The 19,478-nt window shown below is 61.6% G+C and carries 21 protein-coding genes; 12 read left to right on the top strand and 9 right to left on the bottom strand.

Annotation, left to right across the window (positions count from 1 at the left end):
- The first annotated feature begins 4 nt into the window (after positions 1-4).
- Positions 5-901: a LysR family transcriptional regulator gene (locus tag J0F90_RS07550; protein ID WP_033640898.1), complete on the top strand. Its 897-nt coding sequence runs from the start codon at positions 5-7 to the stop codon at positions 899-901.
- A gap of 318 nt (positions 902-1,219) precedes the next feature.
- Here the strand turns inward: J0F90_RS07550 and J0F90_RS07555 are convergent, their stop codons facing one another.
- From J0F90_RS07555 to J0F90_RS07570, 4 genes are all read right to left on the bottom strand, one after another.
- A complete protein-coding gene (locus J0F90_RS07555; RefSeq protein ID WP_033640897.1) occupies positions 1,220-1,726 on the bottom strand; it encodes a GNAT family N-acetyltransferase in 507 nt (168 codons plus the stop codon).
- A 61-nt stretch (positions 1,727-1,787) separates the two neighbouring features.
- Complete coding sequence (locus J0F90_RS07560; protein WP_033640896.1) at positions 1,788-2,045, bottom strand: YjhX family toxin; 258 nt, start codon at positions 2,043-2,045, stop codon at positions 1,788-1,790.
- Between the two features lie 233 nt (positions 2,046-2,278).
- Positions 2,279-2,749 carry a cyanase gene (gene cynS, locus J0F90_RS07565; protein ID WP_025302127.1) on the bottom strand — a complete coding sequence of 157 codons (471 nt, stop codon included), beginning with the start codon at positions 2,747-2,749 and terminating at the stop codon, positions 2,279-2,281.
- A gap of 20 nt (positions 2,750-2,769) precedes the next feature.
- Positions 2,770-3,423 carry a carbonic anhydrase gene (locus J0F90_RS07570; protein WP_033640895.1) on the bottom strand — a complete coding sequence of 218 codons (654 nt, stop codon included), beginning with the start codon at positions 3,421-3,423 and terminating at the stop codon, positions 2,770-2,772.
- A gap of 114 nt (positions 3,424-3,537) precedes the next feature.
- Here J0F90_RS07570 and cynR point away from each other — a divergent pair, with 114 nt between their 5' ends.
- On the top strand, positions 3,538-4,488 hold the full coding sequence (cynR, locus tag J0F90_RS07575) for a transcriptional regulator CynR (RefSeq protein ID WP_033640894.1): 951 nt from the start codon (positions 3,538-3,540) through the stop codon (positions 4,486-4,488).
- Here cynR and J0F90_RS07580 read toward each other — a convergent pair.
- A complete protein-coding gene (locus tag J0F90_RS07580; RefSeq protein ID WP_033640893.1) occupies positions 4,412-4,843 on the bottom strand; it encodes a hypothetical protein in 432 nt (143 codons plus the stop codon). The genes cynR and J0F90_RS07580 overlap by 77 nt on opposite strands.
- A gap of 91 nt (positions 4,844-4,934) precedes the next feature.
- On the opposite strand from J0F90_RS07580, the gene J0F90_RS07585 reads away from it, so the two are divergent.
- Positions 4,935-5,846, top strand: a complete 912-nt coding sequence (locus J0F90_RS07585) for an alpha/beta hydrolase (protein ID WP_033640892.1) — start codon at positions 4,935-4,937, stop codon at positions 5,844-5,846.
- A 298-nt stretch (positions 5,847-6,144) separates the two neighbouring features.
- On the opposite strand, the gene J0F90_RS07590 is transcribed toward J0F90_RS07585, so the two are convergent.
- A complete protein-coding gene (locus J0F90_RS07590; protein WP_033640891.1) occupies positions 6,145-6,789 on the bottom strand; it encodes a hypothetical protein in 645 nt (214 codons plus the stop codon).
- Between the two features lie 181 nt (positions 6,790-6,970).
- Here J0F90_RS07590 and J0F90_RS07595 point away from each other — a divergent pair, with 181 nt between their 5' ends.
- Positions 6,971-8,563: an ABC-F family ATPase gene (locus tag J0F90_RS07595; protein WP_072009684.1), complete on the top strand. Its 1,593-nt coding sequence runs from the start codon at positions 6,971-6,973 to the stop codon at positions 8,561-8,563.
- Positions 8,564-8,614: 51 nt separating this feature from the next.
- On the opposite strand, the gene moeB is transcribed toward J0F90_RS07595, so the two are convergent.
- Positions 8,615-9,370 carry a molybdopterin-synthase adenylyltransferase MoeB gene (gene moeB / locus J0F90_RS07600; RefSeq protein ID WP_033640889.1) on the bottom strand — a complete coding sequence of 252 codons (756 nt, stop codon included), beginning with the start codon at positions 9,368-9,370 and terminating at the stop codon, positions 8,615-8,617.
- Between the two features lie 2 nt (positions 9,371-9,372).
- Positions 9,373-10,611, bottom strand: coding sequence for a molybdopterin molybdotransferase MoeA (gene moeA, locus J0F90_RS07605; RefSeq protein WP_033640888.1), 1,239 nt, complete (start codon positions 10,609-10,611; stop codon positions 9,373-9,375).
- Between the two features lie 157 nt (positions 10,612-10,768).
- Between moeA and J0F90_RS07610 the strand changes: the two genes are divergently transcribed.
- From J0F90_RS07610 to J0F90_RS07645, 8 genes are all read left to right on the top strand, one after another.
- Positions 10,769-11,305, top strand: coding sequence for a DUF924 family protein (locus tag J0F90_RS07610; RefSeq protein ID WP_016928462.1), 537 nt, complete (start codon positions 10,769-10,771; stop codon positions 11,303-11,305).
- Positions 11,306-11,662: 357 nt separating this feature from the next.
- Positions 11,663-12,619: an isoaspartyl peptidase/L-asparaginase family protein gene (locus tag J0F90_RS07615; RefSeq protein ID WP_033640887.1), complete on the top strand. Its 957-nt coding sequence runs from the start codon at positions 11,663-11,665 to the stop codon at positions 12,617-12,619.
- A 19-nt stretch (positions 12,620-12,638) separates the two neighbouring features.
- Positions 12,639-14,513, top strand: a complete 1,875-nt coding sequence (locus J0F90_RS07620) for a dipeptide ABC transporter ATP-binding protein (protein WP_033640886.1) — start codon at positions 12,639-12,641, stop codon at positions 14,511-14,513.
- 23 nt (positions 14,514-14,536) lie between these two features.
- Positions 14,537-16,072 carry a glutathione ABC transporter substrate-binding protein GsiB gene (gsiB, locus tag J0F90_RS07625; RefSeq protein ID WP_033640885.1) on the top strand — a complete coding sequence of 512 codons (1,536 nt, stop codon included), beginning with the start codon at positions 14,537-14,539 and terminating at the stop codon, positions 16,070-16,072.
- 52 nt (positions 16,073-16,124) lie between these two features.
- Positions 16,125-17,045: a glutathione ABC transporter permease GsiC gene (gene gsiC, locus J0F90_RS07630; RefSeq protein WP_016928458.1), complete on the top strand. Its 921-nt coding sequence runs from the start codon at positions 16,125-16,127 to the stop codon at positions 17,043-17,045.
- A 9-nt stretch (positions 17,046-17,054) separates the two neighbouring features.
- Complete coding sequence (gsiD, locus tag J0F90_RS07635; protein ID WP_181817231.1) at positions 17,055-17,963, top strand: glutathione ABC transporter permease GsiD; 909 nt, start codon at positions 17,055-17,057, stop codon at positions 17,961-17,963.
- An 81-nt stretch (positions 17,964-18,044) separates the two neighbouring features.
- A complete protein-coding gene (locus tag J0F90_RS07640; RefSeq protein ID WP_078061989.1) occupies positions 18,045-18,287 on the top strand; it encodes a type II toxin-antitoxin system CcdA family antitoxin in 243 nt (80 codons plus the stop codon).
- A 2-nt stretch (positions 18,288-18,289) separates the two neighbouring features.
- Positions 18,290-18,598: a CcdB family protein gene (locus J0F90_RS07645; RefSeq protein ID WP_025302144.1), complete on the top strand. Its 309-nt coding sequence runs from the start codon at positions 18,290-18,292 to the stop codon at positions 18,596-18,598.
- Positions 18,599-18,634: 36 nt separating this feature from the next.
- On the opposite strand, the gene fghA is transcribed toward J0F90_RS07645, so the two are convergent.
- Positions 18,635-19,477, bottom strand: a complete 843-nt coding sequence (gene fghA, locus J0F90_RS07650) for an S-formylglutathione hydrolase (protein WP_015377214.1) — start codon at positions 19,475-19,477, stop codon at positions 18,635-18,637.
- Position 19,478: the final 1 nt, after the last annotated feature.

The following is a 19,478-nucleotide window of genomic DNA, read 5'->3' on the forward strand; positions in this document are numbered from 1 at the left end:
TAATATGGACGTGCTACTGACGATGCGCGCCTTTCGCCGCGTGGTTGAGCGCAACAGTTTCTATAAGGCGGCGGAGGATCTGGCGATCACGCCGGCGGCGTTGAGCAAGCAGATTAAGCAGTTGGAAAGTCGGTTGGGGACGCTGTTGCTGGTGCGCACCACCCGCAGCATGAGCCTGACCGAAGCCGGGCAGCTCTATTACCAGGAAGCCTGCCGGTTGCTTGGCGAGTTCGACGCGCTGGAGCAGACGGTTGCCGCCAGCGCGCAGCAGGTCTCCGGCACGCTGCGGGTCAATGCGCCGCTCTCGTTCGGCCTGACGGTGCTGTCGCCGCTGCTGCCGCCGTTTATGCAACGTTACCCGCAGCTGCAGGTGGAACTGACGCTGGACGACAGGGTATTGGACGTGGTGGCGGCCGGTTTCGATATTTCCTTGCGCATTCGCCGCCGACTGCCGGATTCTTCCCTCAGCGCCCGGGCGCTGGGTGACGTGCATCAGCGAATTTGCGCCGCGCCCGGCTATTTGGCGCAGCACGGCGTGCCGCAAACGCCCAATGAATTGCAGCGACACAGCTGTCTGGCCTATTCCCTGGCGGAAAAGCCGGGGCAGTGGCAGTTCACCGCTGGCGAGGAGAGCCTGAGCGTGACGTTCACTCCCCGGCTGATCGCCAACAACAGCCTGATGCTGCGGGATATGCTGATGGCGGGACTGGGCATCGGTTCGCTGCCGTCGTTTGTGGCGGATCCCGAGATCGCTGCCGGCAGACTGGTGCGGCTGTTCCCTGAACAGATTGCCGACGTGCATCAGGTCTTCGCGGTTTACCCGACGCGCCGGCATGTGCAGCAGAAAGTGAGTTTATTCACCGAGTTTGTGCGAGAACAGGGATTGATGACGGCGAATTGACAACGGCGTACGGTTGTCATATTCCTTAGTTATGAAAAGATCCTATCGCCCATTCGCGCAAATTATTATCACCATGCTTCGTGTGGTGGGATAGCGCGTGTGTCGCCAATAAAAAACCCGCCGGCAGGCGGGTTTTTTTTATCCCCTTCCGGCAACGACCGGAGAACGTCATGCAAACCTACCCTGCAGTTTTACACCTGATGTGCGGCAAGGCCGGCGCAGGGAAATCGACGCTGGCGCAGCGGTGGAATGAATGACCGTCTTGCGTTATGGCGAACGGGACTGAAAACCGGCGCCATGACGGCGCCGGCAACAGGGTTATGCGTCGGCGTTAAACGCGTTGTGGAAGGCGACCTCCGCGCACGGCAGCGCGCCCTGGAAGGCGATGGCGCGGAAGTAGTCTTGCGGCACGCCCGGCAGGGTCAGCGCGCTTTGCGCCTGGAAGCCGAAACGGCCGTAATAATTCGGATCGCCCAGCACCACGCAGCCTGCGGCATGCCGTTCTTGCAGTTCGGCCAATAGCTGGCGGATCAGCCGGCTGCCGATCCCCAAGTTCTGACAGGCCGGCAGCACCGACACTGGCGCCAGCCCGTACCAACCGGCGGCGCCGTTGCTGAGCACGACCGGCGAGACGGACGCGTGCCCGATCGGTGTGCCATTTTGCTCGGCGACCAGCGACAGAGTGAGGGCTCCCGCCGCGCGCAGCGCATTGACGATAAACTGCTCGGTGTGGCTGCTGTGTTCGGCGTGCAGGAACGCGGCGGCGGTCAGGGTGGTGATGGCGCCGACGTCGGCCGGCGTTTCGTGGCGTAACGTGATGTTCATGGTTGTATCCTGATTAAAAACGCTGAACCGACCGGACTGCCTGCCCGGCCGGTATCGATGATTAACGGTTGTCCAGCTGCGCCCGCACGGCCTTGAGCTCGGCGAAGGTGACGCGATAAGGGCGCCCCTGGCGAGAGAGGATCAGGCGTTTGGTTTTGAGCTTGGTGAAAACGGCCAGCGAGCAGTCGGCCAGGCCGAGCCCTTCGCGGGTGTAGCATTCGACGTGGGTGACGCGACCGGCGTCGTTGCGGGTGAAGGCGATATAGCCGCCTTTGGCCAACACGTGCAGCACGCGTTGTTCCGCTTTGGAAATGTTCATGTTGGGAGATCCTGTAATAACCCCAGATACGCGCATCCCCGCGCAAACGCGCGTCGGATACGTCAGAGTCCCTCGCCATACGACAAGGAAGCGACTATCGGGTGGTTACAATCTCCAACATACAGGCCTCGGGCAGTGAAAAACGCCAGGGCGGCGTTTCAGCGCAGTTAATGTAGCCAATGGCCGGTTGGCTGTCAATTTGCCGGCAGCGCGGGCCGCCGGCGCAAGGCCAATCAGAAAGGCTTGGTCGGCAGGTATTTGCCGTCCAGGGTGATCACCGCGCGTTCGCCGCCGTCCGGATCGGCGACCTTCTTGATATCCAGCTTGAAGTTGATGGCGCTGATGATGCCGTCGCCAAACTGCTCGTGCACCAGCGCTTTCAACGTGGAGCCGTAGACCTGCAGCATTTCATAGAAGCGATAAATGGTCGGATCGGTCGGCACGCCGCCGGGAATGCTGCCGCGCAGCGGGATGGTTTGCAGCAGCAGCACCGCCTCTTCGTCCAGCCCCAGCTTGGCCGCCACCGTGCGCGCCGCCGGTTCCGGCAGCGCGTGCTGCCCCAGCAGGGCGGCGGTGACAAACGCCAGGCTGAGGCCGGTGCCCTCGGCCAGCGCTTCGAACGTCAGGTTATGGCGGATCTTGGCGGCCATGATGGTGTCGGTGAGCGCTTCGCGCGGGGCGGCGTTGTGCAGAGAGTGTGTCATGTTAGCTCCTTATTGTCGGCTTAAAAACGGGCGATCGCCGGGGTGGCGGTCACCTCGGGATGGGTAGCGAGCGGCACGAAGCGGCGGGTTTCGCCGTCCAGCGCCTCGATAGCGCCGCTGGCGATGTCATAGACCCAGCCGTGCAGCGCCAGGCGGCTCTGATCCAGCGCCAGGGCGACGGAAGGGTGCGTTTTGATGTTGTTGAGCTGGGCGATGACGTTCTCGCGCACCATCGACGCGACCCGCGCCTCGTCGGAGGCGTGCGGATAAGCCTGATTGACCGCCTTGGCGGAATCGGCGTAACGCAGCCAGCCGGCGACCGTCGGCAGGTGATCCAGGCACTGGCAGGTGGCGATGGCGGTCATCGCGCCGCAGTCGGAGTGGCCGCAGATCACGATATCTTCCACGCCCAGCGCGGCGACGGCGTACTCGACCGAGGCGGTCACCCCGCCGGGTTCGGGGCCGAAAGAAGGCACGATGTTACCGGCGTTGCGGATCACAAACAGATCGCCCGGCTCGCGCTGGGTGACCAGCTCCGGCACCAGGCGGCTGTCGGAACACGAGATAAACAGGGTGCGCGGGTTTTGGCGGGTCGCCAGCCGCTGAAACAGCGCCGTGCGTTCAACAAAGGCTTCGCGCTGGAACTTTAGGAAGCCTTCAATCACCTCTTTCATCCGTTTCTCCATTGGGTGTCGTTATGCGATGGCGGCATGATGAACGCTTCTGGCTATAGGGTCTAAGACCCATTTATAATGTCGGCTATAGGTTTTACTAATAGCTGGGGCGCTATGCTGCTGCGACACATCCGTTATTTTCTGGCCGTTGCCGAACAGGGCAACTTCACCCGCGCCGCCGAAGCGCTGCACGTCTCGCAACCGACGCTCTCCCAACAGATCAAACAGTTGGAGGATACGCTGGGAGCGCCGCTGTTCGATCGCAGCGGCAGAGCCGTGCGCCTGACCGACGCCGGTGAGGCCTGGATGCGCTATGCGCGGCTGGCGCTGCAGGATCTGGACGCCGGCGCGCGGGCGATCCATGACGTGGCGACGCTGGCGCGCGGCCATTTGCGGCTGGCGATGACGCCGACGTTCACCGCCTATCTGGTGGGGCCGGCGATCGATGCGTTCTACCGCCGCTACCCGGGGATTACGCTGAGCATTGAGGAGATGGCGCAAGAGCGGATCGAGGCGCTCCTGGCGCAGGATAGGTTGGATCTGGGGATTGCCTTCGAGATGGCGCAGTCGGCGGAGGTAGAAGCCATGCCGTTGTTCAGCGAGACGCTGGAGCTGATGGTCGGTGCCGATCATCCCCTGGCGGCGCGGCGTCGGCCGCTGACGCTGGCGGAGTGGCAACATCTGCCGCTGGCCTTGCTGAGCGGCGACTTCGCCACGCGGCAGTTTATCGATCGCTACTGCACGCAGCTCGGTTTTCGGCCGCAGGTGGCGGTGGAGGCCAATGCGCTGGGCGCCATCGTCGAGATCGTGCGGCGCGGGCAGCTCGCCACGCTGCTGCCGGCCGCCATTGCGCGCGAGAACCGGCAGTTGAAAAAAGTGGCGTTGGCCAACGCCATGCCGGCTCGGCAGGCGGTGTTGCTGCAGCGTAAAGACGCTTACCGCAGCGCCGCCGCGCAGGCGTTTATCGCCGTCTTGCAGCAACAGGGCGTTACGCCAACGCCCCCCAGCGCTGCGTCATCCCCAGCAGATGCACCAGCCCGAAGCCGAGGCAAATCAGCGAGCTGACGACGATAAAACGCTGGCTGCGGCCGGTATCGCGCAGGGCGAAAGGGCCGGCGACACCGCGCAGCAGATAGATAAAGGTGATGATAAACAGCGCGGGCCGCAGCAGCGGCAGCGGCGCGATCAGGCCCGCGCCGGACAGCGCGTACAGCGCCCAAATAAACAGCACCAGCGCGATACCGGCGGTGACGACGGCCGGGAACTTTTTACCCGCTTCCGCCGCCTTAATGAAGCGATCGCCGGCGCCGCACAGCCGATAGCCGCGCGGCCCGGCGGCGATCACCCAAATATGCAGCAGGGCGGCGATGGCGCTCAGCGCGGCGCCGATCAGCAGTGCGGTGTTATAGAGGTGTGGCATGGTAAGGCTTCCCTGTCAGAAACGTGATTGGCATGAAGCGTAGACCAGAAAAGACGAATTAACCGAACGCAACAGGGAAGAGGAGCAAGTGATGAGAGTGGCGACAGGCATGCTGAGCGTATTGGCGCTGTGGAGCGGGCTGGCGATGGCGCAATCTGCAGCGCTGACGCTGCCGCGGGAGGATGGTTCGAGTATTCATTACTATCTGGACGCTGCGGTGCCCGGGCAATCGTCGGCGGCGCTGTTGGTGATCCTGCAAGGTTCGGATTGCAACAGCGTGCGGCATATCCGCCTGGTCACGCCGATGCGGCAGGTGTTACCCGCCGCAGACCTGCTGACGGTGGAGAAATACGGCATCGACGACACCTTGCCGTACCGCGAAGAGGTGCCGCGGCAGGATTGCCCGGACGCTTTCGTGCAGCATGATACGCCGCAGCGGCGGGTGAGCGATGTCACCCGGGTGTTGCAGGCGGTGATTGCGCGCAACGGCTATCAAAAGGTTGTGGTGCTGGGGGGCAGCGAAGGGGCGGTGATCGCCAGTTTGGTGACGGCCTCCTCGGGCCTGGTTGACGCTACCCTGGCGTTCAGCGGCGGCGGACGCTGGTTTATCGACGACGTGCGCCACAGCGTGGCCGACGCGCCAAAAGAAGAGAAAGCCGGGTTGAACGCATTTTTACAGCAGGTGCTGACAGCGCCGCCGTTCCCCCTGAACGCCAGTGACCATGGCTATGGCTGGTGGCATGGCATGCTGAACATCGATCAGCTTGCCACCCTGCGCAGCATCAAGACGCCGGTGCTGATCGTGCAGGGTGACCAGGATCGCGCCGTTTCGCCGGGGGCGGTCGGGAAAATGATCGCCGAGCTGCGGGCCGACGGCAAAACGAATATCACTTACCTGAATTATCCGGCTTTAGACCATGTGATGCGGCGCGAAAATGGCGAGAGTGAAATGACGCGGGTGGTGGCGGATATGCGCGCGTGGCTGGAGAAGCAGCTGCGCTGAGCGTCGGTATTAGGACAAACTATGTAATAATTGACGCGAGTTTCTTTGGACTGAGTGATCTGCTGCTCAATTGAACACAATGTTATTTAATCAGGGCTTCCGTCGTGTATTTTTTTAACCGCAAACCTGAAAATGAAATACCCTAAGAAAATTCCAGCTATGGAGGTCGCAACCCACAGATACTTAAAACTATCGTCGGAATAAAACATGAACCAGACAATGGCTAACAGCGAGAGGGCTACCACTCCACACCCTATGCCCTGAATAATTCTGGATAAAGCCGCCAGCATAAAGTTCTTCATACGTTAACCTTTGCAAAAAAGTACTGACAAATTTGGTTGAATTTCTTTCGATCTCTTTCCCAAACCGAGACGGCATCCTCGAATGGTCGGACTTTGTTTTCTAACAGAAAGTACAGCAGATCGAGGTTTCCCAGGCGTCTGAGTTGATCATACATCCGTGAGTTTCTTGCCCTCAAGTCGCGTGATGTATAGACAGAGCGCGATATGCTTGCCCCAGCGGTGAGAATTGAGCCAACGGCAACACCGGAGACAAGCCGTGGGATGATTTGTTTAGAGAATATATATCCCATGTTTGCGGTGGCTAACTGATTAAAGGCGAATTTGCCGATGAGTTTGCCTGATGTTCTTATGGTCATGTCCTTAACATCTTCAAACTTGACCTTACTGGCGAAGTTTTCGATGAAGATATGAGCCACTTTCTCGATGCTCGCTTTATTGGCCATGCCTGACTTGATGAGTCTGATAAATCGCTCTTTATCTTGCGAGTTTAACCATCTGTTTTCAGTATCAATATAGTCGTAGCCCAGGTAGTAGAAATCGACCGGTACGCTGATAAAACCTTGTGCAAACCCGCGCACTAAATTGCTGTCAATATTTACGGCATCGGCCATATCGTTGGCTATCTGCTTTGCGCTTTTCATAGAAATCCTTTTCAATATGAAGCGCCGAATCTAGCAGACTTTTTGTACGCAAGCCAATGCCCACCGGCAAACGGCGTGAACCCACCGCTCAAAATGTCACCGAAACTTCCCGCGATCTCTGCACCCCGTTGTGGCATAATGCGCGCCAAATCACATTCCCTATGTATAAAGAGCGAGCGCTGTGTTAAGCACTAACAACATCACCATGCAGTTCGGCAGCAAGCCGTTGTTTGAAAACATCTCTGTTAAATTCGGCGGCGGCAACCGTTACGGCCTGATCGGCGCCAACGGCTGCGGCAAGTCCACCTTTATGAAAATCCTCGGCGGCGATCTGGTGCCGAGCGGCGGCAACGTGTTCCTCGATCCGAACGAGCGCCTGGGTAAACTGCGTCAGGATCAGTTCGCCTTCGAGCAGTACAGCGTGCTGGACACCGTGATCATGGGCCACACCGAACTGTGGGCGGTGAAGGAAGAGCGCGATCGCATCTACGCCATGGCGGAGATGAGCGAAGAAGACGGCTATAAAGTGGCCGACCTGGAAGTGGCCTACGGCGAAATGGACGGTTATACCGCCGAAGCGCGCGCCGGCGAACTGTTGCTCGGCGTGGGCATTCCGGTGGAACAGCACTATGGCCCGATGAGCGAAATCGCGCCGGGCTTCAAGCTGCGCGTGTTGCTGGCGCAGGCGCTGTTCTCCGATCCGGAAATCCTGCTGCTCGACGAACCGACCAACAACCTGGACATCGACACCATTCGTTGGCTGGAGCAGGTGCTGAACGAGCGCAACAGCACCATGATCATCATCTCGCACGACCGTCACTTCCTGAACATGGTCTGCACCCACATGGCGGATCTGGACTACGGCGAGCTGCGCGTCTATCCGGGCAACTACGACGAATACATGACCGCCGCCACCCAGGCGCGTGAGCGTCTGATGGCGGACAACGCCAAGAAGAAAGCGCAGATCAGCGAGCTGCAGTCGTTCGTCAGCCGCTTCAGCGCCAACGCCTCCAAATCCAAGCAGGCCACCTCGCGCGCCCGCCAGATCGACAAGATCCAGCTGGAAGAGGTGAAAGCCTCCAGCCGCCAGAACCCGTTCATCCGTTTCGAGCAGGACAAGAAGCTGTTCCGTAACGCATTGGAAGTGGAAGCGCTCACCAAGGGCTTCGACGAAGGCCCGCTGTTCAACAAGCTGAACCTGATGGTGGAAGTGGGCGAGAAGGTCGCGGTGCTGGGCGCCAACGGCATCGGTAAAACCACCCTGTTGAAAACGCTGGTGGGCGACGCACAGCCGGACAGCGGCACCGTCAAGTGGTCGGAAAACGCCCGTATCGGTTATTACGCACAGGATCACGAATACGAGTTCGACGACACCCTGACCGTGTTCGACTGGATGAGCCAGTGGAAGCAGGAAAAAGACGACGAGCAGGCGGTGCGCAGCGTGCTGGGCCGTTTGCTGTTTAGCCAGGACGACATCAAGAAGCGCGTGAAGGTGCTGTCCGGTGGTGAGAAGGGCCGCATGCTGTTCGGCAAGCTGATGATGCAGCGCCCGAATATTCTGGTGATGGACGAACCGACCAACCACCTGGATATGGAATCCATCGAATCGCTGAACATGGCGCTGGAGATGTACGAAGGCACGCTGATCTTCGTCTCCCACGACCGTGAGTTCGTCAGCTCGCTGGCGACCCGGATTCTGGAAATCACCCCGAACAAGGTGATCGACTTTACCGGCAACTACGAAGACTATCTGCGCAGCCAGGGCATCGTATAACCCTCGCGGCAACGCATCAGGGCGGGAATTATCCCGCCCTTTTTTTATCCGTCATTCCCCGCCGCACACTTCGCAGTGCGGATCCTTCGGCAGCTTCATTTCGCGGAACTGCATGCTCATCGCATCGAACATTAACAACTTGCCGCGCAGCGGCTGACCATAGTCGGCCAGTAGCTTGATGGCTTCCATCGCCTGCAGGGTGCCGATGGTGCCGACCAGCGGCGCCATCACGCCCGCTTCTACGCAGGTGAGGGCGCTGTCGCCGAACAGCCGGCTCAGGCAGCGGTAGCAGGGTTCGCCCGGCTGATAGGTGAACACGCTGAGCTGGCCTTCCATGCGGATCGCCGCGCCGGAAACCAGCGGTTTGCGCTGTGCGTGGCACAGGCGGTTCAGCGCGTCGCGCGCCGCCACGTTGTCGGTGCAGTCCAGCACCAGATCGCTGGCGGCGATCTCTGCCGCGACCGCGTCATCTTCCAGACGGCCGTCGATGGCGTCGATGCGGATATGCGGATTGATGGCGCTCAGTTCCTGCCTGGCGGAGCTGACTTTACTCTGGCCGATGCGATCGTCGCGGTGCAGGATCTGACGCTGCATGTTGGAGAGCGAGACGGTGTCGAAATCCACCAGCACCAGATGGCCGACGCCGGCCGCCGCCAGATATGGCGCGGCGGCGCAGCCCAGCCCGCCCAGCCCGGCGATCAGCACGCGGGCGGCCTTCAGCTTCTCCTGGCCGTCGAAGTCAAAGCCGCGCAGCACGATCTGGCGGTTGTAGCGCAGCGCTTCGGCGTCGGTCAATTCCGGCAACATGTTCAGCTCCTCAGCAGGGCGTTGAACGGCTCGATCTCCACCGTTTCGCCTACCGCCACCGAACCGCGTTCGCGCTCCAGCACAATGAAACAGTTGCCCTGGCTGTAGGAGCTGAAGACGTGCGAGCCCTGGTGGCCGGTAGTGCTGACCTCCAGTTCGCCCGCGGCGTTGCTGCTGAACACCCCGCGCTGGAAATCGAGGCGGCCCGGCGATTTCTTCAGCGGCGTCAGCGCGCGGGCGCGCAGGCGCGGCGGCAGGCGCCAATCGCTGTGGCCGGCCAGCTTCGCCAGCAGCGGTTGCACCAGTTGGTAGAAGGTCAGGGCGGCGGAAACCGGGTTGCCAGGCAGGCCGCAGAACCAGGCGTGGCCCAGTTTGCCGAAGGCGAACGGTTTGCCGGGTTTGATCGCCAGCTTCCAGAAGCTGACCTGGCCCAGTTCATCGAGCATCTGTTTGGTGTAGTCGGCTTCGCCGACCGAGACGCCGCCGCTGCTGATCACTACGTCGGCCTGGCTGTTCGCCTGTGTGAAGGCGTCGCGCAGCGCATCACGATCGTCGCGGATAATGCCGAGATCGAGCACTTCACAGCCCAGCTGCTCCAGCATCAGGCGCACCGCGAAGCGGTTAGTGTCGTAGATTTGGCCCGCCTGCAGCGGCTGGCCAACCGGCTGCAGCTCGTCGCCGGTGGAGAACACCGCGACCTTCAGCTTACGCATCACCTGCACTTCGGCGATCCCAAGCGAAGCCAGCAACGGCAGTTGCGCGGCGCCCAGCTTCACGCCGGCCGGCAACACGCTCGCGCCTCGACGAATGTCTTCACCCGCCAGACGGATATTCTGGCCGGCTTCTGCCGGCGCGGTAAAACGCACGCCTTGCTCGCTCACTTCTGCCTGCTCCTGCATGATCACCGCGTCCGCCCCGGCCGGGATCGGCGCGCCGGTCATGATGCGCACGCAGCTGTTGGCCGGCCATTCACCGTCGAACGGCGCGCCGGCGAAAGCTTTCCCGGCGACCGGCAGCGGCGCATTGGCCGCCAGATCGGCGAGGCGCACCGCATAGCCGTCCATCGCCGAGTTGGCGAACGGCGGCACGTCGAGCGGCGAGACCACCGGCGCGGCGGTGATGCGGCCGGCGGCGGCGGTCAGTGCGACGGATTCGGTCTGTTGCAGCGGGGCGATCTGCCCGAGCATTTTTTCCAGCGCTTGCTCCAGGGAGATGAGATCGGAAGTATGGCAATGATCCATAAGGGGAACTCCGTAATCAGGGTGCGCAATGATAGCGACAAAGTGCGGGTATTATGGCAGAGAACGCCGGGGGGGAGAACGGGTTATGCCCGCCATCTTTCGCACTGCGGCGTCAGGGCGATCGGGTATAAACTGCGAAAAACAGAGGAGGATCATGATGCATAAACAGGTTATCGAGTTCTGGTTCGACGAGATCGAACCGATCATGTGGTTCAAAAAGGACGACGATTTCGATCGTCTGCTGCACAGCCGTTTCGGCGAAATCTGGCGGGCGGCGGCGGCGGGGGAGCTGGCGCATTGGCGCGACACCATCGAAGGGCGCCTGGCGGAGGTGATCGTGCTCGATCAGTTCAGCCGCAACCTGTTTCGCGGCACGCCGCAGTCATTCGCCTGCGACGGCATGGCGCTGGTCCTGGCACAGGAGGCGATCCGCAGCGGGGAGTGCGAACGGCTGAGCCGCGAGCAGCGCGGCTTCCTTTATCTGCCGTTCATGCATTCGGAATCGCCGCTGATCCACCAGCAGGCGCTGGTGTTATATACCGAGCTCAATAATGGCGACCAGCTGGAGTTCGAGCTGCGGCATAAGGCGATCATCGATCGTTTCGGCCGCTACCCGCATCGCAATGCGATATTGGGGCGCACCAGCACGCCGGAAGAAGAGGCCTTTTTACAGCAGCCAGGATCGGGTTTTTAATCGTCGGATCATCTGCGCCCGGCCGGGTAAAAACAGCAGGCCGGGCGCCGCAATAAGCGTGACTCAGCGCGAACGTTTATTTCATTACGCTCTACCGCTATTTCCTCTCGCGAAATTACCAATAATCCCAGCCGCACTGTCAGCGGTTTGCCGCTTTTTATAACCTGCTGTTTTTATTCCAATAAGCTATTTCAAGGTGCGAAATGGTCTAAGCGCGCTACGCTAAAAGCGGGGCGTGGACGTTATGCTGTACTTCCACTGTAGGACTAAATAGAGTCGAAAAAGACTGAATAATAATGATACCGCGTTCAGCTTATTCGCTGTGCAACGGCGGGATTAACACAGGGTGTCAGGCAAATGAGCAAACCAGTGATTGCCATTCATGGCGGCGCGGGCGCAATTACCCGGGCGGCGCTGAGTGCGGAAAAAGAACGGCAGTATATCCAGGCGCTGTCCGAGATCGTGGCCGCCGGGCAGGCGGTATTGGCACAGAGCGGCAGCGCGCTGGACGCGGTGACCGAAGCGGTGCGGCTGCTGGAGGAATGCCCGCTGTTCAATGCCGGCAAAGGCTCGGTGTTTACCCATCAGGGCACCCACGAACTGGACGCCTGCGTGATGGACGGCCGCACCTGCGACGCCGGCGCTGTCGCCGGCGTCAGCCATATCCGCAACCCGGTGCTGGCGGCGCGCGCGGTGCTGGAAAACAGCGAACACGTGCTGTTTGCCGCCGAAGGCGCCGAGAAGTTTGCCGCCGCCCACGGCCTGGAAATGGTTACTCCCGACTTCTTCTTTACCCAAGAACGCTTTGATCAGCTGCACCGCGCCCAGGCGGAGCAGGGACGAGTCTTGCTCGATCACGACGGCGCGGCGCAGGCCGGGGATCCGCTCGATCCCGATCGCAAATTCGGCACCGTCGGCGCGGTGGCGCTGGATGCGCTGGGCAACCTCGCCGCCGCCACTTCCACCGGCGGGATGACCAACAAGCAGGCCGGGCGGGTAGGCGACACGCCGATCATCGGCGCCGGTTGCTATGCCAACAACGCCACCGTGGCGGTCTCCAGCACCGGCACCGGCGAAATCTTCATGCGCGGCGTGGCGGCCTATGACGTCTCCGCCCTGATCGAATACGGCGGGCTCAGCCTGCAAGAGGCCAGCGATCGGGTGGTGATGGAGAAGCTGCCGGCGCTGGGCGGCAGCGGCGGCATGATCGCCGTCGATCGCCACGGCAATATCGCGCTGCCGTTCAACAGCGAGGGGATGTACCGCGGTTTTGGCTATGTCGGCGATGCGCCGTCCGTCGGGATTTATCGCTAAGCGTTCACCGGGAGGGTGTATGACCGACGTTTCATTCCGGCCCGCCGGCGACGGGTTGTCATTGCCGCCGCAGCGGGTGCTGGCGGTGCGCGATCTGAGCATCCGTTTTCCGCAAGCGGACGGCGCCGTGGAAGCGGTGCGCAACCTGTCGTTCGATCTCGATCGCGGCGAGACGCTGGCGATCGTCGGTGAGTCCGGCTCCGGCAAATCGGTCACTTCGCTGGGGCTGATGCGGTTGGTGGAGCAGGGCGGCGGGCGTATCGTCAGCGGCGCCATGACGCTGCGCCGGCGCGACGGCGCGCTGCTCGATTTGGCGCGCGCCTCGCCGCGCACGCTGCGCACGGTGCGCGGCGCCGATATGGCGATGATCTTCCAGGAGCCGATGACCTCGCTCAACCCGGTGTTTCCGGTCGGCGAGCAGATTGCCGAATCGCTGCGTTTGCATCAGGGCATGGACCACCGCAGCGCGCGCCAGGAGGCGCTGCGCATGCTCGACCTGGTGCGCATTCCGGAGGCCAAAGAGGTGCTGGGGCGCTACCCGCATCAGCTTTCCGGCGGCATGCGCCAGCGGGTGATGATCGCTATGGCGCTCTCTTGCAAGCCGGCGTTGCTGATTGCCGATGAACCGACTACCGCCCTCGACGTCACCATTCAGGCGCAGATCCTGCAGCTGATCCGCGTGCTGCAACAGGAGATGCAGATGGGGGTGATCTTCATCACTCACGACATGGGCGTGGTGGCAGAGATAGCCGACCGGGTGCTGGTGATGCGCCGCGGCGAGCAGGTGGAACAGAATCGAGTGCGTGAATTATTCGCCGCGCCGCAACAGGCCTATACCCGGGCGCTGCTGGCGGCGGTGCCGAAGCTGGGGGAGATGGCCGATCGGCCGCTGCCGGCGAAGTTTCCGCTGGCGGATGGCGAGGGGGATACGGCGCCGCAGGATACCGTGCCGCCAGACGCTGCGCCGATCCTGCGGGTGGAGCATCTGGTCACGCGTTTTGATCTGCGCGGCGGGTTGTTCAATCGGGTCACTCGCCGGGTGCACGCGGTAGAAAACGTCAGTTTCGATCTTTACCCTGGCGAGACGCTGGGGCTGGTGGGCGAGTCCGGCTGCGGTAAGTCCACCACCGGGCGCGCTTTGCTGAAGCTGGTGGACAGCCAGAGCGGCACCATCAACTTCGCCGGGCGGCGGATAGACCAATTGAAGGGGTCGGCGCTGCAGCATCTGCGGCGCGATATTCAGTTCATCTTTCAAGATCCTTACGCCTCGCTCGATCCGCGCCTGACGGTCGGTTTCTCCATCATGGAGCCGCTGTTGGTGCACAACGTGATGCGCGGCCGTGAGGCGGAACGGCGGGTGGCCTGGCTGCTGGAACGCGTCGGTCTGCAGCCGGAGCATGCGCGCCGCTATCCGCACGAATTTTCCGGCGGCCAGCGCCAACGCATCTGCATCGCGCGCGCGCTGGCGCTGAACCCGAAAGTGGTGATCGCCGATGAAGCGGTCTCGGCGCTGGACGTGTCGATTCAGGCGCAGATCGTCAATCTGCTGCTCGATCTGCAGCGTGAGTTCGGCATCGCTTTTCTGTTCATTTCACACGACATGGCGGTGGTGGAGCGTATCAGCCACCGGGTGGCGGTGATGTATCTCGGGCAAATTGTCGAGATCGGCCCGCGGCAGGCGGTATTCGACAATCCGCAGCACCCCTATACCCGCAAGTTGATGGCGGCGGTGCCGGTAGCCGATCCCGCTCATGCCCACAAACGGCAGCCGCTGCCGGCCGATGAGATCCCGAGCCCAGTGCGCGCACTGGGCGATGAACCCGTTACCGCACCGCTGGTGCAGGTTGGCGCCGGGCACTTTGTCGCCCGCCACCCGATCGCCGGTGCTTTTTAAAGACCTCAGGAGAGACAAGCGACATGAAGCACACATTCAAACGCAATGCGCTGTTGGCCGCCATACTGCTGGCGGCGGGAACCGGCCCGGTTTGGGCGGCGAAGGACGCGGTGATCGCCGTGGCCTCCAACTTCACCACCCTCGATCCCTACGACGCCAACGACACGCTGTCGCAGGCGGTGGCCAAGTCTTTCTATCAGGGGCTGTTCGGCTTCGACAAGGACATGAAGCTGGTGAACGTGCTGGCGGACAGCTATGAGGTCAGCAAAGATGGCTTGACCTATACCGTCAAACTGCGCCAGGGCATTAAATTCCACGACGGCACCGCATTCAACGCCGAGGCGGTGAAGATCAACCTCGATCGCGCCAGCAACCCGGACAGCCACCTCAAGCGTTACAACCTGTTCAAGATGATCGACAAAACCGAAGCGGTGGACGCCAATACGGTGAAGATCGTGCTGAAGGCGCCGTTCTCGGCGTTCGTCAACAACCTGGCGCATCCGGCGGCGGCGATCATCTCCCCGGCGGCGCTGAAGCAATACGGCAAGGAAATCGGTTTCCACCCGGTGGGCACCGGGCCGTATCAGTTCGTGACCTGGAACCAGACCGATTTCGTCAAGGTGAAGAAGTTCGACGGCTACTGGCAGCCGGGGCTGCCGAAGCTCGACAGCATCACCTGGCGCCCGGTGGTGGATAACAACACCCGCGCGGCGATGCTGCAGACCGGCGAGGCGACCTTCGCCTTCCCGATCCCTTACGAGCAGGCCAAGGTGCTGGAAGGCAACGCCAAGCTGGACGTGGTGGCTGCGCCGTCGATCCTGCAGCGTTACATCAGCATGAACGTCACTCAAAAGCCGTTCGACAACCCGAAGGTGCGCCAGGCGCTGAACTACGCGATTAACAAGGACGCGCTGATCAAGGTGGCGTTCGCCGGCTACGCGGTGCCGGCGGAAGGACCGGTGCCGCCGGCGATCGATTTCGCCGCCCGCTATAAGCCGTGGCCGTACGATCCGGCCAAGGCGCGCGAGCTGTTGAAAGAGGCCGGCTACCCGAACGGCTTCACCACCACGCTGTGGTCTTCCCACAACCACAGCACCGCGCAGAAGGTGCTGCAGTTCACCCAGCAGCAGCTGGCGCAGGTGGGGGTGAAAGTGACGGTGACGGCGATGGACGCCGGGCAGCGCGCGGCGCAGGTGGAGAGCGTCGGGGTGAAAGACACCGGCGTGCGGCTGTTCTACACCGGCTGGTCGGCCTCGACCGGGGAAGCGGACTGGGCGCTGTCGCCGCTGTTCTCTACCCAGGCGGCGCCGCCGAAGCAGTTCAACACCGCGTTCTACAGCAATCCGCAGGTGGACAAGGATCTGACCGACGCGCTGGCGACCACCGATCGCGCCGAGAAGCAGAAATTGTATCAGGACGCGCAGGATCGCATCTGGGCCGACGCGCCCTGGATCTTCCTGGCGACCGAACGTCTGTTGTCGGCCAACAGCAAACAGCTGAGCGGTTTCTACGTGATGCCGGATACCTCGTTCAACTTTGATAACGCCGATCTGAAATAAGGCGCCCATCCCCGCCTGCGGCCCGACGGCGGCGGGCGGGGGAAGGAATGAGATGCTCAATTATTTTCTGAAACGACTGCTGGGTCTGATCCCGACGCTGCTGATTGTGGCAGTGCTGGTGTTCCTGTTCGTCCACCTGCTGCCGGGCGATCCGGCGCGGCTGGCGGCGGGGCCGGAGGCCGACGAGGCGGTGGTGCAGCTGGTGCGCAAGGATTTGGGGCTGGATAAGCCGCTGCCGCAGCAGTTCGCGCACTTCTTCGGCAACGCGCTGCGGGGCGACTTCGGCATCTCGATGGTGTCCAAGCGCCCGGTGAGCGAAGAGATCGCCTCGCGCTTTATGCCGACCTTCTGGCTGACCGTCGCCAGCATGCTGTGGGCGGTGGCGTTCGGTCTGGCGATTGGCGTGGTGTCGGCGGTGTGGCGCAACCGCTGGCCGGATCGCCTCGGCATGACGCTGGCGGTGTCGGGGATCTCGTTCCCGGCCTTTGCGCTCGGCATGCTGCTGATGCAGGTGTTCTCGGTCGAGCTGGGGTGGCTGCCGACGGTGGGCGCCGACAGCTGGCGGCACTACATTCTGCCTTCGATCACCCTGGGAGCGGCGGTGGCGGCGGTGATGGCGCGCTTCACCCGCGCTTCGTTCGTCGAGGTGTTGCAGGAGGACTACATGCGCACCGCGCGCGCCAAGGGCGTGCGGGAAAGCGTGGTGGTGATGAAGCACGGCCTGCGCAACGCGATGATCCCGGTAGTGACCATGATGGGGCTGCAGTTCGGCTTCCTGCTCGGCGGTTCGATCGTGGTGGAGAAGGTATTCAACTGGCCGGGGCTGGGGCGCTTGCTGGTGGATTCGGTGGAGATGCGCGATTACCCGGTGATCCAGGCCGAGGTGCTGCTGTTCTCGCTGGAGTTCATCCTGATCAACCTGCTGGTGGATATGCTGTACGCGGCGATCAACCCGGCGATTCGTTACCAATGAGGATGCGGCATGATTAAGCATTGGCGGCGCAACGCCGCACTGAAGGCGATGCCGCTTATCGACCCCAACGCGGTACGCACGCCGTGGGGCGAATTTTGGCGGCGTTTTCGCCGCCAGCGGGCGGCGCTGGTCGCCGGCCTGTTGGTGCTGCTGCTGATTGCGGCGGCGCTGCTGGCGCCTTATCTGGCGCCGTTCGATGCGGAAAATTACTTCGATTACGACCGGCTGAATGAGGGGCCTTCGCCGGTGCACTGGCTGGGCGTGGATTCCCTCGGGCGCGATATCTTTAGCCGCATCCTGATGGGCACGCGCATTTCGCTGGCGGCCGGGGTGTTCTCGGTGCTGGCGGGCGGGGCGATCGGCACCCTGCTGGGGCTGCTGGCCGGCTACTATGAGGGCTGGTGGGATCGCCTCACCATGCGCGTCTGCGACGTGCTGTTCGCGTTTCCCGGCATTCTGCTGGCGATCGGCGTGGTGGCGATCATGGGCAGCGGCATGGCCAACGTGATCGTCGCGGTGGCGATCTTCAGCATTCCGGCCTTCGCCCGCTTGGTGCGCGGCAATACGCTGGTGCTGAAGCGCCTAACCTATATCGAGTCGGCGCGCAGCATCGGCGCCTCGGACTGGACCATCATCCTGCGGCACATTCTGCCGGGCACCCTGTCTTCGATCGTGGTCTATTTCACCCTGCGCATCGGCACCTCAATTATCACCGCCGCCAGCCTGTCGTTTTTGGGCCTGGGCGCCCAGCCGCCGACGCCGGAGTGGGGAGCGATGCTTAACGAGGCGCGCGCCGATATGGTGATCGCACCGCACGTGGCGATCTTCCCCAGCCTGGCGATATTCATCACCGTGCTGGCGTTCAACCTGTTGGGGGATGGATTGCGTGACGCGCTCGATCCGAAATTGAAGGGGTGAGGGCATCGCTGAATTGGCATACCCCTGTTTTACGAGTATAATTGATGAAAATTTAACCCGTGTATATTACAGGGATGGGGAATGGATATGGCAAATAACAATGTGACGAAAAAGACAGTCAACGTAACCATCGATCGCGATCTTTTCCAGCGCGCAAAATCCCTGGGCGTCAATGTGTCATCTGTATTGACGGACGCATTGAGCGTCCGTGTCAGGGACATTGAGATTCAACAGTGGCGCGAGCAAAATCGTGCGGCGTTAGAAGAACTTAATCGTATCACTGAAGAAAATGGTTTGTTGTCTGATGAATATCGGACATTTTGAACATGCAATTTACCGTATATGACAATACGTATCCGGCATCAGCCTATCCCTACTTACTGGACGTTCAAAGCGATCTTATTGATGTCCTCTCGACCCGGTTAATGATCCCTCTTTATGCTTTGGATAATGTCAGGGTTAAAATTTCTGCACGTTTATGCCCGGAGATTGAGGTCAACGGCGAAAAGTTTCTTGTTATGACGCATGAGATGGCTGCCGTACGTATTTCGCAGATTGGGAAGGCCGTTGGTAATGTCAATGAGCACAGGAATCAAATTAAAGCCGCCATCGATTTTCTGATTGATGGTTTTTGAAGAAATCCGGGCGGTTAAACCGCCCGGATTTTTTTATCAGCGGAACAGGTGCTCGGCGTGGAAACGCAGGTGATCTTCCACGAAGGTGGCGATGGTGAAGTAGCTGTGATCGTACCCCGGCTGAATGCGCAGCGTAAGCGGCCAGTCGCGCTGGCGCGCCAGCTCGGCCAGCCGCGCCGGCTGCAGCTGATCGGCCAGGAACTGGTCGTCGTCGCCCTGATCGATAAGGACCGGCATTTTTTCCGCGCCGCTGGCCAGCAGATGGCAGCTGTCGTACTGCAGCCACTGGCTTTCGTCGCTGCCCAGATAGGCGGTGAACGCCTTGCGGCCCCACGGCACCTGGCACGGGTTGACTATCGGCGCGAAGGCCGATACCGAGCGGAAGCGCTGCGGATTGCGAAACGCCATCATCAGCGCCCCGTGGCCGCCCATCGAGTGGCCGAAGATCGACTGACGATCGCTGACGCTGAAGTGCTGTTCGATCAGCGCCGGCAGTTCGGCGCTGATGTAGTCGTACATGCGGAAGTGGCGATCCCACGGCGCCTGGGTAGCGTTCAGGTAGAACCCGGCGCCCTGGCCCAAGTCGTAGCCTTCGTCGTTCGGCACCTCGTCGCCGCGCGGGCTGGTGTCCGGCATCACCAGCACCAGGCCCAGCTCGGCGGCGATGCGCTGCGCGCCGGCCTTCAACGTGAAGTTCTCGTCGTTGCAGGTCAGCCCCGACAGCCAGTACAGCACCGGCGGCGGGTTGTCATCGCGCGGCGGCGGCAGGTAGATGCTGAATGTCATGTTGCAATTCAGGCTCTGCGCCGCGTGGCGATAACGCTGTTGCCAGCCGCCGAACATGCGGTGCTCTTCGAGAAGTTCCAATGACAACGTCATC

It is taken from the genome of Serratia marcescens subsp. marcescens ATCC 13880, assembly GCF_017299535.1.
Lineage (GTDB): Bacteria > Pseudomonadota > Gammaproteobacteria > Enterobacterales > Enterobacteriaceae > Serratia > Serratia marcescens.

What these genes read in the sequence shown, in the direction of transcription:
- fghA (WP_015377214.1), bottom strand. Translation starts at nt 19,477, where the DNA reads ATGACGTTGTCATTGGAACTTCTCGAAGAGCACCGCATGTTCGGCGGC.
- J0F90_RS07550 (WP_033640898.1), top strand. Translation starts at nt 5, where the DNA reads ATGGACGTGCTACTGACGATGCGCGCCTTTCGCCGCGTGGTTGAGCGC.
- J0F90_RS07645 (WP_025302144.1), top strand. Translation starts at nt 18,290, where the DNA reads ATGCAATTTACCGTATATGACAATACGTATCCGGCATCAGCCTATCCC.
- J0F90_RS07615 (WP_033640887.1), top strand. Translation starts at nt 11,663, where the DNA reads ATGAGCAAACCAGTGATTGCCATTCATGGCGGCGCGGGCGCAATTACC.
- gsiC (WP_016928458.1), top strand. Translation starts at nt 16,125, where the DNA reads ATGCTCAATTATTTTCTGAAACGACTGCTGGGTCTGATCCCGACGCTG.
- J0F90_RS07640 (WP_078061989.1), top strand. Translation starts at nt 18,045, where the DNA reads ATGGATATGGCAAATAACAATGTGACGAAAAAGACAGTCAACGTAACC.
- cynR (WP_033640894.1), top strand. Translation starts at nt 3,538, where the DNA reads ATGCTGCTGCGACACATCCGTTATTTTCTGGCCGTTGCCGAACAGGGC.
- J0F90_RS07555 (WP_033640897.1), bottom strand. Translation starts at nt 1,726, where the DNA reads ATGAACATCACGTTACGCCACGAAACGCCGGCCGACGTCGGCGCCATC.
- gsiD (WP_181817231.1), top strand. Translation starts at nt 17,055, where the DNA reads ATGATTAAGCATTGGCGGCGCAACGCCGCACTGAAGGCGATGCCGCTT.
- gsiB (WP_033640885.1), top strand. Translation starts at nt 14,537, where the DNA reads ATGAAGCACACATTCAAACGCAATGCGCTGTTGGCCGCCATACTGCTG.
- J0F90_RS07570 (WP_033640895.1), bottom strand. Translation starts at nt 3,423, where the DNA reads ATGAAAGAGGTGATTGAAGGCTTCCTAAAGTTCCAGCGCGAAGCCTTT.
- moeB (WP_033640889.1), bottom strand. Translation starts at nt 9,370, where the DNA reads ATGTTGCCGGAATTGACCGACGCCGAAGCGCTGCGCTACAACCGCCAG.
- J0F90_RS07620 (WP_033640886.1), top strand. Translation starts at nt 12,639, where the DNA reads ATGACCGACGTTTCATTCCGGCCCGCCGGCGACGGGTTGTCATTGCCG.
- J0F90_RS07560 (WP_033640896.1), bottom strand. Translation starts at nt 2,045, where the DNA reads ATGAACATTTCCAAAGCGGAACAACGCGTGCTGCACGTGTTGGCCAAA.
- J0F90_RS07580 (WP_033640893.1), bottom strand. Translation starts at nt 4,843, where the DNA reads ATGCCACACCTCTATAACACCGCACTGCTGATCGGCGCCGCGCTGAGC.
- J0F90_RS07610 (WP_016928462.1), top strand. Translation starts at nt 10,769, where the DNA reads ATGCATAAACAGGTTATCGAGTTCTGGTTCGACGAGATCGAACCGATC.
- J0F90_RS07590 (WP_033640891.1), bottom strand. Translation starts at nt 6,789, where the DNA reads ATGAAAAGCGCAAAGCAGATAGCCAACGATATGGCCGATGCCGTAAAT.
- cynS (WP_025302127.1), bottom strand. Translation starts at nt 2,749, where the DNA reads ATGACACACTCTCTGCACAACGCCGCCCCGCGCGAAGCGCTCACCGAC.
- moeA (WP_033640888.1), bottom strand. Translation starts at nt 10,611, where the DNA reads ATGGATCATTGCCATACTTCCGATCTCATCTCCCTGGAGCAAGCGCTG.
- J0F90_RS07585 (WP_033640892.1), top strand. Translation starts at nt 4,935, where the DNA reads ATGAGAGTGGCGACAGGCATGCTGAGCGTATTGGCGCTGTGGAGCGGG.